This is a genomic window from Flavobacterium algicola (assembly GCF_022399565.1).
In the GTDB taxonomy this organism is placed as follows: domain Bacteria; phylum Bacteroidota; class Bacteroidia; order Flavobacteriales; family Flavobacteriaceae; genus Flavobacterium; species Flavobacterium algicola.
The window spans coordinates 60,326-76,102 of sequence record NZ_JAJTUT010000006.1 but is presented as its reverse complement, the minus strand read 5'-3'; the positions used below and the strand labels follow the sequence as shown (position 1 = coordinate 76,102).

The 15,777-nt window shown below is 33.7% G+C and carries 14 protein-coding genes and 1 tRNA gene; 4 read left to right on the top strand and 11 right to left on the bottom strand.

Translation table 11 applies throughout. The annotated features are described in order from the left end of the window. Positions 1-8: 8 nt before the first annotated feature. The 3 genes from LXH21_RS16715 to LXH21_RS16705 all read left to right on the top strand — a co-directional run bounded on the left by LXH21_RS16715 (position 9) and on the right by LXH21_RS16705 (position 1,737). The gene (locus LXH21_RS16715; protein WP_239868622.1) at positions 9-953 is read left to right on the top strand and encodes a GYDIA family GHMP kinase; all 945 of its coding nucleotides are present in this window, start codon (positions 9-11) and stop codon (positions 951-953) included. A gap of 93 nt (positions 954-1,046) precedes the next feature. Then, a complete protein-coding gene (locus LXH21_RS16710; protein ID WP_239868619.1) occupies positions 1,047-1,400 on the top strand; it encodes a hypothetical protein in 354 nt (117 codons plus the stop codon). A 10-nt stretch (positions 1,401-1,410) separates the two neighbouring features. Further along, a complete protein-coding gene (locus LXH21_RS16705) occupies positions 1,411-1,737 on the top strand; it encodes a lipoprotein (RefSeq protein ID WP_239868616.1) in 327 nt (108 codons plus the stop codon). An 83-nt stretch (positions 1,738-1,820) separates the two neighbouring features. On the opposite strand, the gene LXH21_RS16700 is transcribed toward LXH21_RS16705, so the two are convergent. From LXH21_RS16700 to LXH21_RS16675, 6 genes are all read right to left on the bottom strand, one after another. Further along, positions 1,821-3,917, bottom strand: a complete 2,097-nt coding sequence (locus LXH21_RS16700; RefSeq protein ID WP_239868613.1) for a peptidylprolyl isomerase — start codon at positions 3,915-3,917, stop codon at positions 1,821-1,823. 107 nt (positions 3,918-4,024) lie between these two features. Beyond that, positions 4,025-5,284: a hemolysin family protein gene (locus LXH21_RS16695; protein ID WP_239868610.1), complete on the bottom strand. Its 1,260-nt coding sequence runs from the start codon at positions 5,282-5,284 to the stop codon at positions 4,025-4,027. Positions 5,285-5,287: 3 nt separating this feature from the next. Further along, positions 5,288-5,482: a hypothetical protein gene (locus LXH21_RS16690; protein ID WP_239868607.1), complete on the bottom strand. Its 195-nt coding sequence runs from the start codon at positions 5,480-5,482 to the stop codon at positions 5,288-5,290. A 36-nt stretch (positions 5,483-5,518) separates the two neighbouring features. Continuing rightward, the gene (gene lptC / locus LXH21_RS16685; RefSeq protein WP_239868604.1) at positions 5,519-6,073 is read right to left on the bottom strand and encodes an LPS export ABC transporter periplasmic protein LptC; all 555 of its coding nucleotides are present in this window, start codon (positions 6,071-6,073) and stop codon (positions 5,519-5,521) included. A 36-nt stretch (positions 6,074-6,109) separates the two neighbouring features. Next, positions 6,110-7,330 carry a hypothetical protein gene (locus tag LXH21_RS16680; protein WP_239868602.1) on the bottom strand — a complete coding sequence of 407 codons (1,221 nt, stop codon included), beginning with the start codon at positions 7,328-7,330 and terminating at the stop codon, positions 6,110-6,112. Beyond that, positions 7,323-8,057 (bottom strand): type III pantothenate kinase, encoded by a 735-nt coding sequence (locus LXH21_RS16675; RefSeq protein ID WP_239868599.1) that lies wholly within the window; start codon positions 8,055-8,057, stop codon positions 7,323-7,325. Before LXH21_RS16675 ends, LXH21_RS16680 begins: the two co-directional genes overlap by 8 nt. A 99-nt stretch (positions 8,058-8,156) precedes the next feature. Here LXH21_RS16675 and LXH21_RS16670 point away from each other — a divergent pair. Next, a tRNA-Phe gene (locus LXH21_RS16670) sits at positions 8,157-8,229 on the top strand. A gap of 220 nt (positions 8,230-8,449) precedes the next feature. Here the strand turns inward: LXH21_RS16670 and LXH21_RS16665 are convergent. From LXH21_RS16665 to LXH21_RS16645, 5 genes are all read right to left on the bottom strand, one after another. Next, positions 8,450-10,213: a DUF885 domain-containing protein gene (locus LXH21_RS16665; RefSeq protein WP_239868597.1), complete on the bottom strand. Its 1,764-nt coding sequence runs from the start codon at positions 10,211-10,213 to the stop codon at positions 8,450-8,452. A 196-nt stretch (positions 10,214-10,409) separates the two neighbouring features. Continuing rightward, positions 10,410-11,318 carry a pseudouridine synthase gene (locus tag LXH21_RS16660; protein ID WP_239868595.1) on the bottom strand — a complete coding sequence of 303 codons (909 nt, stop codon included), beginning with the start codon at positions 11,316-11,318 and terminating at the stop codon, positions 10,410-10,412. A gap of 219 nt (positions 11,319-11,537) precedes the next feature. After that, positions 11,538-13,829: an FdhF/YdeP family oxidoreductase gene (locus LXH21_RS16655; RefSeq protein WP_239868593.1), complete on the bottom strand. Its 2,292-nt coding sequence runs from the start codon at positions 13,827-13,829 to the stop codon at positions 11,538-11,540. A 44-nt stretch (positions 13,830-13,873) separates the two neighbouring features. Next, the gene (gene fdhD, locus LXH21_RS16650; RefSeq protein WP_239868591.1) at positions 13,874-14,668 is read right to left on the bottom strand and encodes a formate dehydrogenase accessory sulfurtransferase FdhD; all 795 of its coding nucleotides are present in this window, start codon (positions 14,666-14,668) and stop codon (positions 13,874-13,876) included. 109 nt (positions 14,669-14,777) lie between these two features. Beyond that, positions 14,778-15,734, bottom strand: coding sequence for a geranylgeranylglycerol-phosphate geranylgeranyltransferase (locus tag LXH21_RS16645; RefSeq protein WP_239868589.1), 957 nt, complete (start codon positions 15,732-15,734; stop codon positions 14,778-14,780). Positions 15,735-15,777 lie beyond the last annotated feature (43 nt).

Here is a 15,777-nt window from a genome sequence, read left to right as displayed (position 1 = left end):
TATGAACGATGGATACCAAAACTTTTTATAGCAACGGGAAACTTTTAATAACTGGAGAATATCTTGTTCTGGATGGTACTAATGCATTGGCCCTACCTACGCGACTTGGACAAAGTCTGATCATTGATCAAGGTCTAAACCAAGAAATAAATTGGACAAGCTATGATTCTGATGGTACTATTTGGTTTAAGGAAACTATATTATATACAGATATTAGCAACTTCATACCTACAAAGGTCGAGACGGTAAAGAATACCTTAATTCGTATTTTACATCAAGCATACATACAAAATTCATCCTTTCTGCAGGACAACTTTGGTTATAACATAGAAACCAAGCTAACATTTGCGAGAAAATGGGGTTTAGGAACTTCATCTACTCTAATCAATAATATTGCACAATGGTTAACTATTGATGCGTTTGAATTATTGAATAATAGCTTTGGAGGCAGCGGCTATGATATTGCATGCGCACAATACGGTCACCCCATAACATATCGATTGGAAAACGGAAAGCCTATTGTGACCCCGATAATTTTCAAACCTGAATTTAGAGATCAAATTTATTTTGTCTACCTCAATCAAAAGCAGAGTAGTAAATCTGCTATCGAAAATTACAAACTAAATAAAAAAGAGAATTTTAACGGAAAGATAGCATTCTTTGATCGGCTAACTACAGACGCAATTGAAGCTAACACAGCAGCGGAATTTGCTAATATATTGGAAGTACACGAATCAAAATTGAGTTCTATATTAAACACACCTACTGTAAAAGAATTACTTTTTCCAGATTTTGAAGGCACTGTCAAAAGCCTCGGTGCGTGGGGAGGAGATTTTGTTATGGCAATTGCTACTAAAGACCCCAAAGAATACTTCATCTCAAAAGGATATGAGACAATTTTCACCTATGATGCATTAATTTTGAATGAGGCAACGAACACTTCACAACTATAAATTCTTAATCATTTCAATCTCATTTGCCGCTAATTTATTATAGAAATTCCTAAATAAAAGTATATTTGTATGTAAAAAATTAAAATCATACAAATGAAACAAAAAGCCCCTTACTGGATCATTCCTTGTTTATTTTTTGTCAGTTGTTCAACAGTTGGACATTTAAAGACTAGTGACAATACAACGTCAGACTATCCTGCTACAAACCCAAATGATGTAGCAGTATATTCAACAGTACCAAACGCAAACACCAAATACACTGTTATTGGCCAAGTAGTTGTGAGTGCAGACGCAGGTGAAAATGCAAAAAAATCTGTAAATTTATTAAAAAAGGAAGCTGCCTTATTGGGAGCAGATGCAGTAATTGATCTTACCCTAGAAATAGGAATGGGATACTGGACTAATGCTATAAAAGCGACAGGAACAGCTATAAAAATCAACAATTAAAAATAGAAAGATGAAAAAAATTATTACAACATTTGTTATCCTACTTTCATTAAGCAGTTGTTCGATTTCTACTTACTATGCTCAAGATGAAACTGCAGCAACTACTCCTACAACGCAAGAAAACATCAAACTGTACACAAACAACGTAGAACAAAAGTACACAGTACTAGGAAGCATTGCTATTGATGCTGTGGGAAATACTCAATCTGCAGAAAAGTTCTTAAAAAAGAAAGCCGCGAAAATTGGAGCTGACGCCATAATCTACTGTAAACTGAATAAATTAAATTCTTTCTCTCAACGAACAGGAATTTCAGGAGTTGCAATTAAATACAATTAATCAAACTTCTTATACAACCAAAAAATCCGATACAAATTGAATTGTATCGGATTTTTTTTGAAATTAATAATTACTAAATAAGATTAGAAATTAAACTGTCTTCTATTATCTTCTATATCTGCGATATCTTTTAGAGCAGGTAATACTCTACTAGCATCATTAGCAGATTGCGCTTTTAATTTAGCAACATACGGAGCAAAATCTTTAATAGCAGCTGCTTTTACAGTTTTGGTGTTTTTTACAACATATACTCCAGTGATTCCTTCAATTGGAGCAGACATTTTGTTTGCTGCCAATGAGAAAGCTGTTCCAACTACTCTTGGTTCCAAACCTGCATTGGCAAGCATTGGATTTTCTAAAGTTAAATCTGCAGCTTGTTGTACTGTAGAACCAACTGTTTTAGCCATTGTTTCTAATGAGCTTCCAGCCATTTTAGCTTTAATCATTTCTGCTTTCTTCTTGTTTTTCAAAATCCCTTCAACATAAGGTTTTGCTTGACTCATCGCTACTAAACCTGAATCATCAATAGATTTCACTCTAGCAATCACATGACCTAAGTTAGCCACCTCAAAACGTTTAATTGAATTTACTTTTGTATCTCCTTCAAATCCCCATCTCACGATAGCTCTCTGATTTCCTAGAGCTCCAAAATTTTCATCCATTGCAGTTACTGCCACAGCAGGATTAACTGTAAGATTCATCGTTTTCGCTACTTGGTTAAAGTCTTTATCAGCAGCACCCATTTCAAATTGTGTTGCTTGTGTAAATACTTTATCAGAAGTTGCTTCAGATGGTTGAATTTTTTGAGAAATTGTTGCTAAACGTACTCCGTCTTGCTTATCTGTAATTTTAATAATGTGGAAACCAAAGTCAGTTTCTACTAAACCTATTTTTCCAATTCCGTTATTGAAAACAAAATCATTAAAAGGTTTTACCATTTGGTTTTGTCCAAAGTAACCTAAATCACCACCTTGTTGTGCAGATGAGTCATCAGAGCTTGTGTAAGCCAACATTAAGAAACTTTCTGGATTAGCGTTTACTTGCGCTAATAAACTTTCAGCTTCAGCACGTGCTTGGTCTTTTGTTCTTTGTTGTTTTTTGTTTGGTACTTGAGTTCCTTCATAGCTTATTAAGATATGGCTTGCTTTTGCATTTACACCAATCTTTTTACCTAATGATTTAGAGATACTGTAATAATCACCATTTACATAAGGCCCGTAGATTTCTCCCGGTGCTAAATCATATAATTTATCAGCGTCAACAGCTGGTAAACGATTTTTTGCGATATAAGTAGAATCGTAAGGAACATCAGAATTTGAGTTAACAAATTCAGCTGGATTCTTTGCAGATCTAAATCCTGACAATGTATCATTTTTACCGGTAGCTTCATTGTAAACAACGCTTCCTCCTAGTAATGCTGAAATCCTAGCTTTAACCTCAGCCACATCTTCATTAGAAGGTTTGTCTTCAATTAAAACATATTCAATCTCACGAGATTCGTCTGATTTAAATTTCTTTTTATTCTTTTTCATATAATCTGTAATCTCAGCATCAGTAATTTTTACATCACTGTCTTTAATTGTAGAGAATAATCCACCTACATATGCAAAGCTAACTTTATCAGCTTCCATTTCGTATTTAAGTTTACCTTCAGCTTTCGTTGTATACGTACCTGCTTTAATTAATGCAGAATAAATTTGAAATTTAGCATTCAAATCAGCACTTTTTTCTCTTTCAACTAAGTTTGCTGCCAAATCTGGATTTGATTGGAAGAAAGCTTTAAATTTTGCTACATCAAAAACGCCAGCACCATTTTGGAACTGTGGATTTTGACCAATATTTGGGTCAGATTTTAAGACTTCAACAAGGTGCTGCTCTCCTACTCTTAATCCTAATTTTTCAAATTCAGAAGTTAATAAAGCGATAGAAACTTCTTCTTCCCATACTCTATTTGCTGCAGCTGTAGAAGTAATTCCTTGACCACTTTTTTCAACATTACTTACCTTTACTCTAAAGCTTTCAAATGAAATATCCTTTCCATTAATGCTTCCAACATCTTTAGAAGTACTGCTGAAGCTACCGCTTTTGAATAAATCGCCAATGATAAATGCAAATAAAGCCAATGCTATAACTGCAATCATTAAAGCGGAACGTTGTCTAATTTTTGATAAAACTGCCATTTTTATTGTTGTTAATTTTATATTCAGTTTGCGAAAATACAATTATATGATTAATATTTACAATTGTACCCTTTTATTTTGCAAAAAATTTGCTAGAATAGAAAAAACTACTCTTTTAGGGTCATTTTGACCAATTCTATTTTTTTATTAGTTGATTCTTCGATTACAAAATGATAGTCACCAATGTCGATAACTTCTCCTTTTTGCGGAATATCTTTTGTGTGATCAACAATATAGCCACCTAGAGTTCCGTAAGAATCACTCTCTGGGATATTTAATTTATAATTCTGATTTAGGTATTCGACATCAAATCTAGTAGAAAACATAAAACCACCTTCCTCTAGCTCTAACTCAATTAGCTCTTCGTCTAAATCGTGTTCATCTTCAATCTCGCCAAATAATTCTTCTACAATATCTTCGATTGTAATTATTCCAGAAGTTCCGCCGTATTCATCGAGTACAACTGCAACACTTTTTCTTTTTTTAGTCAAAAGATTCATTACATCTTTTATATAAATTGTTTCAGGAACAAATTCAACAGGTATAACAATTGCTTTGATGTTCTTAGGTTTCTTAAACAAATCAAATGAATGTACATAACCTACTATATCATCTAATGAATTTTGATACACCAAAATTTTTGAATAACCTGTTTCTATAAAAAGATCTTTGATTTCATCAATCGTATCAAAAAGCTCAACCGCCTCAATCTCTGTACGCGGACTCATAATATCCCTAGCTTTAACACTCGAGAAATCCAGTGCATTTTGAAACATCTGAATTTCAGAATCTACTTCATCATTATCCTCTACCGAACTCATCTGTTCGGTTATATAATCACCTAATTCGACTTTACTAAAAAACATCTGCATTTGATCCCCCTCTGTCCTGAAGAATTTCTTCAAAATAAAGTCTGAAACCCAAATAAAAAATGTTGAAACAAAATAAAATAGTTCGTAGAAAAAGTAAGCAGGAATTGCAAAAAACTTAATCAAGGAGTTGGCGTAAATCTGAAAAAAGACTTTCGGAAAAAACTCCGCCGTGATCAAAACAATTAAGGTAGATAATATTGTTTGAATAAGAAGATTTGATAGACTTGAGAAATCAAAATCTAATGTATCGATCCATTTCATCAACAGATCTCCCATAAAAAAACCATAAACAACCAAGGCTATATTATTCCCAATAAGCATTGCAGCTATAAATTTGGAAGGTCTCTCCGTAAGTTTTGTTAGGATTTTTGAGATAAAATTATCTTGTTTCTTCTCAATTTCAAGGTATATTTTATTAGAAGAAATAAATGCAATCTCCATCCCTGAAAAAAAAGCACTTAGTATTAAACACAATATTATAATACTAATTTCCATGACTTACGATTTAGGATTTTGACCACCCGTTTTCTTAGCAAATCTTCTTCGAAAGAAAAACATAAAAATAGCCATAGCAGCAATAAAAAATTGCATAAATGGATTTGTTCCTTCGTTAGTCCACTTCATTATTCCGTCATAGATAAAGTAGATAGCAAAAACAAGGTACACATACTGTGTATATTTTAAATAATTCATTTTAATTTTATTTGTAACAGAAAGTTGTAATTCATATTATTCATTAGAATCCACTTCGCCATTTATTTTTTGAGAATGTATTACCTTAAAATCTTTACTAAAATCAATCCCTTGACCGTTTGAAATTCCTTTAAGATCTGTAAATTTAAACTTTTTCTCGGTATAAAACCATTCGTTCTTTTGATCATAGAACAATTGCTCTGTTTCAAGTCGCTGACCATCTTGCGAAACGATCTTCACTTTACCTTGTAAATCAATAATACCTGTTTTACCATAAGATACGGCATAATTTGAAGTAACTCGTGTAGTTTTGGCTTTGTTGTCATATAAAGTCACATCGATTCCTTTTGGAAATTCAGTAAAAGGAAATACTAAATTTGAATAGTCTAACATTTTCGAACTTACGAGAACAACCTTAATCAATCCAGAGTCAGTATATTTCAAATTCACATTATCCGCATCGCCACCAGGTACAAATTCCGAATAATTTATTTTTTGAACTTCTTTGAATTTGCTCTCACACCCAATAAAGAAAGTCACAGCAATAGCTGTGACAATATAGAGTAGTCTTTTTTTATAATCAAGATTCATAGCGCAAAGATAGTGCTAAATAATAGAATGGAATCCTTAATTGAACTTACGTTTTTCAAACCATTTGTCATTTAATGACAAACCTACACTAAAATTAGCATAATTCTCTTGAATCAACCCAGAAGAAGTTGTTCCTTTTTTACCTATTTCAAATCCGATATTAACATTAGAAAATGTACCTGAAATTGGTAACCCCAATCCCATAGTTACACCGATATTATCGATAGCTTCGTCTCTAATGATTAAGCCTGTTCTTTCATATTTAAGCCCCCCTCTATAGACAACTCGTTTTAAATAATTTGTAAAAGAATTATAATCAGGGATATAATACCCTCCTAAACTTACACTTCCTGATCTACCGTAAGCTACGTCTGGTGAAACATTATAAGTGTTTGAAAGATCAGATGCACCTTGCATCACTACTTTACCACCTATCATCCACTTTCTAGTTTCCCCAACACCAGCACTCAAGCTTAATTTAGAAGAAAAAGATATTGTTTTGTTTGGCTGATCTATTGTTTGTGGGTCAGTTGATGTTTCTATCAAACGTGTGTTTTTTGATTTTAAATCGTTCTCTAATGTGTAATTTACACCACTGTAAAAATTCAACTTTTTAGTTAATTTAGCTTGATACATTGAACCTAAATTAAAATTCAATCCTGACAAATTAGAAGTGTTGGTCTCACGGGTACCTGATTGAATGTTACCATTTAGCTCCGAATTAACAATGCTTATAATTCCAAAATTATAGTTTACATCAAATCCTACGCTAAATTTTGGTGTGATTTTATACCCTACCCCAGCAAAAACTTTATTAATACCACCACTACTAGTAAAAGTTGATGTATTCTCTGAGTCAGTCCCAGTAATCGTCTGAATTTTGTATCCTACAGATGAATACGGAATCAAACCAAAACCAACTCCAAACTTACCTAACGGAAGTCCTATTGCTAAATAATCCAAAGTTGTTCTTTGTGCTTTTTCAGAAACGGCATCTGTTTTCATCGTTGTACTATTAAAAGTACCACCAATTGTATAAGTAGTTAATTTTAAGTTAGCAAAACTCGCAGGATTTTCTAGATTAATATGAATACTATCTTGTTCTACAGCAACCCCTCCCATCGCACGAGCTTCAGTAGTCCCTTTAAAACGAACATCACCAATTCCATAAAAAGAATACGGAGAAGAAGAACCCTCCTGAGCATACGATAAAACACCCAAAAGCAAGCAAATACTGGTTACTATATTTTTAATCATTGTTGATTTTATATTGAAAAGTTTGATTCAAACTCTCTAAAAGGAAATTTGAATTGGCAAATATGGTATTTTTTAATCGTTTAGCCAAAAAATCTGTATCTCCACCCGTTAAAATTATTATAAAGTTTGCGTCAATCTCCTTATATTCCTCTATGAAACCCTTTATTTCATAGACCAAGCCATTGACAACGCCCGAATGCATAGACGCAGCTGTAGAGTCACCTATCACTGTATTTATATCCTTTAATTCCAACAAAGGAAGCTTTGAAGTATAATCATTAAGTGCTTTATAGCGCAATTGCAAACCAGGACTGATAGCTCCTCCCAAATACTCGTCATCAGCATTTATATAATCATACGTAATACAAGTTCCTGCATCTATCACAAGACGATTTTGTTTTGGGTATTTTAAAACTGCACCTGAGGCAAGTACCATGCGATCTATACCTAATGTTTTTGGTGTTGCATATCGATTTGAAAACGGAAAGAGATCTAAATGCGATATGAAATGAATTTTTACCTTATTTTCGAACAATAAAAAAGCATTCTTCTCTACTTCACCAACAGAAGCAATAATAATGTCGTAACACTTTTCGTACTTTAATAAAATTGTACTAATTTTTTTTTCAATATCTTTTTTCTCAAAAACAAATTGTTCTAGAATAGTATCTTGTTCAAAAACAGCACCTTTAATTCTTGTATTACCAACATCAATCGCTAAAATCATATCTCAAAATTTGATGATGCAAAGATACAAATAGATTTTTTTAAATAAATGTTTTGGAGAAACGAAAAAACATCTTATATTTGCACTCGCAATAAGCACGGTACCTTAGCTCAGTTGGTAGAGCAATGGACTGAAAATCCATGTGTCCCTGGTTCGAACCCTGGAGGTACCACGAAACCCACTAAGAAATTAGTGGGTTTTTTGTTTTCATTATTTTTACGACTGAAATGGATCAAGTTCAAAAGTTGGGGATTATCCAAACAAAGTAGATTATGAATCAAGCCAGAAAGTTATGAGGAAAACATTAAATATCGACAATCTCATTTTACACAAAAATAAAGCCCATACACTCAGAGTATACGGGCTTTATTTTTAATAAGGTCACCTAAATGTTATTTCTCAGCAATCCAATCATCTATTTTTTTCTCTAGTAATGCTAACGGCATTACACCAGACTCTAAAACCTTTTCGTGAAACTTCTTAATATCGAAATTCTTACCCATCTTATCTTGCGCTCTTTTACGTAATTCGATAATCTTTAACTGTCCAATTTTATAAGATAGTGCTTGACCAGGAATAGCCATATAACGTTCTATCTCGGTAGTAATACCAGCTTCACTTTCTGCCTCATTCTCTAGTGAGTATTTTATAGCCTGCTCTCTCGTCCAGCCTTTACTATGAATACCAGTATCTACTACCAAACGGACAGCTCTGTGAATCTCGTTACCCAGCATTCCAAAATAAGCATAGGAATCTTTATATAACCCCAGTTCCTTACCCAAACTTTCTGTATACAATGCCCAGCCTTCTCCGTAAGCACCAAACCAATTGTATTTTCTAAAATCTGGTAAACTCGAATTCTCTTGTTGCAATGAAATTTGAAAGTGATGCCCTGGAATTGCCTCGTGCAGAAACAGATCTTCATCTGCATATCCATTGTACTCTTTTACATCTGGAATTGGCACATAAAACACACCTGGACGAGAGCCATCAGCCGCACCTTGATTGTATTCGGCACTAGCCGTATTTTCTCTAAAAGCTTCCGTTCTTCTAATTTCAAATTTCGTTTTTGGTTGCAATGAAAACAACTTATCGACATTGGGTTTTATAACTGTATAAATTTTTTCGAAATTAGCAATTACTTCCTCCGGAGTTTTAAATGATTTCAACTCTGGTTTATTACGCACATATTCAAAAAACTCTAATAAAGTTCCCTTAAACCCTACTTCATTCTTAACTTTTTCCATTTCGGCTTTAATACGCGCCACTTCACTTAAACCAAGTTCGTGTATTTCCTCGGGATTCATATCGGTAGTTGTCCACTGCTTAACGTAAACAGCATATAAATCCTTGCCAGATGGTAAACTTCCTATTCCGCTTGTAGTTCTGGATGCAGGCAAGTATTCGTCTTTTAAAAAAGCGGTCATTTTTTTATATTGCGGAATCAATTTATCATTGATTTCTGCTTTATATTTTGCCATTAATTCTTTTTTAGTTTCCTCAGAAAAACTGTCTGGCATTATCTTTATTGCCGAATAAAAAAGATTATCCTCTATGTTTGGTGTTTCCATTTCTGCGAATTGCGGAATCACTTTCTCTGTTAACGCTTTTGGAAGAACAATTCCTTTATCGATTCCTTTTTTCATATAGACCATCGCAGAATCAATCCACACACTATACAAGTCCATTCTTTTCAAAAAATTCGTATAATCTTTCTCTGTTTTAAAAGGTTGCGCACTAGTACCTCCTGCATACTGACCCATGGTAAGATGCGTTCCCCAAAATTGATGAATCGGCATTAAGTTAGTCGATTGTTTCAAGAGCGATTTACCAATATTTATCTCCCATTTTATTATCGAATAACTATTCTTTTCTTCTGTCGATAAATCTTTTTCATCAATTGAATCAAGTGTTGCTTCATATTTATTAAAAAATGCGAGTTGATTTGCTCTATAACTATCTGTCATCTCGAATTGCAACTGATCGTTCAATTCATTTTGCCCACTTTGCGTAGCATTTAATGGATCTAATAAATTTTTGCCATCAAAATAACTTTTGGTAACGGCAGAAAAATCAATTTTACTTTCTTGTGTCTTACATTGTGTTAAAAATGCAGCCGCCAAAACTACAATTAAAATCTTAGGTGTCTTTGTCATACTTACGTCAATTTTTATGTAAGGTAAAACTAGCGTAAAAAATCAGGATAAAATAATTTTTATTAACTAGGCGCCAAGTAACTGCACTATTAAAATAATCATTGCAAAACTTAGAGTCAGGAAACTGCTTATTATATCAAAAAAAAAAATACCATTCAGAGTATGAATGGTATTTTATAGCTACAATTTTTAAAAACTATACGTTTTTCAAATTGATAATTTCTTGATCGGTCAATAACCTCCAGTTTCCTCTTGGTAAATTTTTCTTAGTCAAACCAGCAAATGAAACGCGATCTACACGTAATACATCATACTTAAAACTTTCAAAAATTGCGCGAACGACTTTAATATTTGAAGAGCGTAATTTTAAACCAATTTCGCTTTTAGCTTCTCCTTCAATATAACTTACTTCCTCTACAAAAACACGGTGGCCTTCTAAAGTCAATCCTTTACTGATTTTTTCCAAATCTTCAAATTTTAAGTTTTTATCCAGTGAAACTTGGTAAATTTTTGAGGATTTTTGACTCGGTAAACTAAATTTACGAATCATATCGGTATCATTGGTAAACAAAAGTAATCCTGTAGTATTCTTATCCATTCGTCCTACAGATGCAATTTTTGCAGTTGTAGAACCTTTTACCAATTCTAATACATTACGAAACTCTTGTCCTTCGTCAAATGCTGTTGTAAAGTTTTTAGGCTTGTTCAACAATATGTAAACTTTTTTCTCTGGAGTCAAAGTCATACCATCAAAATTAACGGTGTCACCTGGTTTTACCATGTATCCCATTTCGGTAACAGGTATTCCATTTACTTTTACATTTCCAGACTGGATGTAAATATCTGCATCACGGCGAGAACATGCTCCCGAATTAGAGATGTATTTATTTAAACGAATTTCGTCTTTAACCTTAGGTCTTTTTGGCGCTTGATTCGGTTTTTTCTCTATTTTGTTAGGATCTACTGCTGCAACTTTGGTGTTTACTTTAGCTTTTTTAGGTCCTTGCGCCCTTTTTTGCATAGCGGGTTTTGGCTTATTCGAATTTGTTCTTGAACCACCTGGTTTAGAACCTCCTCCTCTATTACTGCCTTGCTTGTCATTCATAATCAATCATAATTTTTGCAAAGATAGTATTTATATTGTTGCAAATGGTTACTTCTAACTCATTAAGTAAGAACTATTAAATAGTAGTAATGAAGCAGTTACCTAATAATTCATATTGAAAATATTTTTCGAGAATTATTCTTCGCTTTCATATCAAATTTTCTGTACTTAAAACTATCTTTTACGATCGTACAACTAATTCTCAAGAATGATAGAAAATCACCTTCTATGTATAGTAATGATAACTGTCTTTGATGTGGGTTGGTTGCTTATTCGAGCTTTACTGTGTAAAGGCACCAAAACATTGGCTTCTGGAAAATAAGTTGCTGTGCAAGATCTTGGTATGCTATACGGAATGACAATAAACTTTTCTGCAAGACGTTCTTGACCTTCAAAATGGCTTATTAAATCGACTAAGTCATCTTTCTTCAATCCAGCTTCGTCAATATCTTGCTGGTTCATAAATACAACACGACGTTCGTTTAAAATTCCACGATAGCGATCATTTAAACCATAAATCGTGGTATTGTATTGATCGTGTGTTCGTATTGTCATCATCATGTATTGCTCCTTTTCAAGTACAACATCAGATGTTTCGTTGATTGTAAAATTTGCTTTACCACTGTGGGTGTTGCTAAAATCATTTTCCCTAGCATTATTGGGTAAATAAAATCCGCCTGGAATTCGCACACGCTCATTAAACTTATCAAATCCAGGAATTGTAGCTTCAACTGCATTACGAATCAAATCATAATTTGCTGACAGAGCGTCCCAATCTACTTTTGAATTTTTAAGTGTTGCTTTTGCCATTCCTGCTACAATAGCTGTTTCGCTCTTTAAAAATGATGATAATGGTTCTAAAATACCAACTGATTTGGAAATAACACCCATTGAATTTTCTACGGTTACGAATTGATCACCACTTGCTTGCGTATCTATTTCTGTTCTACCCAAACAAGGTAAAATCAACGCTTCTTTACCATGAATCAAATGAGAACGATTAATTTTTGTCGAAATATGCACCGTCAGGTCGCAATTGCGGAGTGCCTGAGCGGTATATTCTGTGTCTGGAGTAGCCGAATTAAAATTTCCGCCCATTCCTAAAAAGAAACGTGCCTTTTTCTCATGCATGGCTTCGATCGCTTTTACAACGTCATAACCATGCTTACGCGGTGATTTGAAATCAAAATAAGCATCAATATTTTCTAGAAATTGTTCAGGCATTTTCTCCCATATTCCCATTGTGCGGTCTCCCTGCACATTTGAATGTCCACGCACAGGACATGTACCTGCACCTGGTTTCCCAATACTTCCTTTGAGTAATAATAAATTTACTACTTCACGTATATTGTCAACACCATTTTTGTGTTGTGTTAAACCCATCGCCCAGCAAACGATTATCTTCTTATTATCAGCAATCATTTCGGCAGCCTCAACTACTTCTTTATGAGACAGTCCAGTTTGCGCAATTAAATCAGTAACATTATATTTTTCTAAATCAGCTATAAATGACTCATAGCCTAGTGTTTGTTTTGCTATAAATTCTTGATCGAAAACAGTTCCAGGATTAATTTTTTCCTTTTCTAACAGTAATAACAAAATAGCTTTCAGCAATGCAACATCACCATTGATTTTAACTTGTAAAAACAAATCAGATAAATCAGTACCCGTACCAAACCATTTTAATGGATTTTGCGGTTCTATAAAATTTTTCAAACCAACTTCGGGCAAGGGATTAACGCTAATGATTTTTCCGCCATGCTCTTTCGTTTCTCCCAAAGCTGTTAACATTCTCGGATGATTTGTCCCTGGGTTTTGCCCCATGACTATAACTAAATCTGCATGTTTGAAATCATTTAAAGTTACAGATCCTTTGCCTATTCCCAAGGTTTCGCCTAATGCAGATCCACTCGATTCGTGGCACATATTGGAACAATCAGGTAAATTATTGGTTCCATACTGTCTTACAAATAATTGGTACAAATAAGCCGCTTCATTACTAGTTCTACCAGATGTATAAAAAATTGCTTCATCAGGAGATTCCAGCTCATTTAAGGTTTTAGCAATCAACTCAAAGGCACCGTCCCAACTTATTTCTTCATAATGAGTCCCACCTTCACGCAAATACATCGGATTGGTGATACGTCCTTTCTTTCCCAGTTCATAATCTGACAATTGGCCCAATTCGTCAATACTATTCAAAGCAAAAAAAACTGGAGAAACTCTATTTTTAGTTGCCTCTTCGGCTACTGCTTTTGCACCATTCTCGCAGTACTCAGCCAAAAATGAGCGTTTTTCATCTGGATCTGGCCAAGCACAACCGGGACAGTCAAAACCATCTTTTTGATTTAGTTTTGCCAGCAGACCAATTCCTTTTACCATCCCTACCTCATCATTGATATAAGTCAAAGCAGATTTAATCGCCTTAAATCCTACGGCAGAATGAGGCACTTCTATTTCTTCAATTCCGGTAAATTTTTCTGGCGGCTGTGCAATTGTTTTTTTTATCATGGTGATGGATTGTATTAAATTTTAATATGAAAGGGAATTGCGCATTAAGGGTTGGAATAAATCGTAGCTTTATTTTCTCTAGAAAATCCAATTAAACATATTCCAAATTCCTTCGCATAATCTACGGCTAATGATGAACAAGCAGAGACCGCAACAATAGTTCCTATTTTGGCGAAAAATGCTTTGGTTATAATTTCATAAGAAACTCGACCACTTACCAATAGAAACGCACCTTTTTTTAATTGCTGGGACTGAATTAAATCGCCCACGCATTTATCTACTGCATTGTGACGGCCTATATCTTCTTTAATTGTTAACATTTGATAATTGGCATCAAAAATTGTCGCTGCATGAGAACCACCGGTCAAACTAAACGTTTTTTGGTTGGCTTTCATTAATTCAAACATCGTTGGTAATTGATTCAAATTAAGAGCATGTAGTAATTTAAGCTTGGTTTTGGGACTATCAAAATCTTCTAACTGTTGCTTACCGCAAATTCCACAAGAGGAAACAGATAGCAATGATCTTTTATTAAGATACCCTTTCCCTATCTCTCGTTCAGGTATTGTAACTTCTACTTTGGTAAAACCATTTGAAGTTTCGGAGACTACTTCTATAGTCAAAGCAGCTGTATTTCTATAAATATCTTCAACGTAGAGTAATCCTCGAATTAAATCGAAGTCATTTCCTGGAGTGCGCATTACAACCGTAAAAGGACTTTGATTGATACTTATTTCCAAAGGCGCTTCGACTACCAAAAAATCAGTAACTAGTTCACTGGTTTCAGCATTCTTTTTAATTCCTTCGTAAGTGACGGTTTGAAGCTCATTCTGTATCATATTGTAAAAATACAGAAAAAGTCAGCGATACTATAGTCATCAATAGTTAAAACAATAAGCTATTATGTTAACTTTTAAAATGAAACTGAAAATGAGTTGTCACAATGAATTAGCTTGCCAGAATCCACCTCTTACCGTTGTACAACACCGAAGGATCAATAAGAACAATGCAGAATACTCCCGAAACTATTAGAAATTTCAAAACATTGTGAAGTAATAAATACTGTTCTTTGGTGCTCGCTCTCCAAAGATAAACTAGAAATAAAATAAGTATTATAAAAGATGCGTAAAAGTAAATATCCATATAACCAACTTCATATATACCAACTAAAAGATATACTGGTAAAATAGTTAAGAAGACCAATAGAGTAATGATCTTCTTTGACATTGATTCTCCATAACGTATTGGAATTGTGCGGTAATCATTTGCCAAATCTCCTTTGATATTTTCTAAATCTTTTATCATTTCTCGAATTAAAAGCAATAAAGAAAGGAATGTAGCGTGCGAAAAAATAACCGCAAATTGAGATTTGTGGCTAATAATTTCTTCAAAACTTAAGTTGTAATAATAATGTAACGTAATAGCAAAGAAAGGAATAACCGCCATCATTGTCGCTGTAAGATTGCCCACGACAGCATATTTTTTAATTTTATGAGAGTAGAACCATATCATAAAAATATAGATCGAAAAAAACAGAAAAACCTTCCACGATACTAGCAAAGCTAAAGCAGCAGCTAAGAAATTGAGTCCAAAATAAACCTTTAATTTCGTGGCTTGACTTATCAAGCGATCTAACATCGATTTATTTGGTCGGTTGATTAAATCTTTTCTACTATCATAAAAATTGTTGATGATGTATCCAGAGGCAATTGTAATTGCTGAAGCAAATACTAAAAGAAATAAATCAATATCAAATAAAATCTCCAAAGCTCTTTTCTCTGGAGCTAAGATGAATATAGCCGATAAATACTGAGCTAAAATAATGACCGGAATATTATATCCTCTTACTACAGAGAATAAACTCACGATCTTTTTTAACAATAGCCTTTGCTTTCTATTTAGCATTCTTTAAATAGTCAAATTATTCGCATGCAACAGATACAAAACG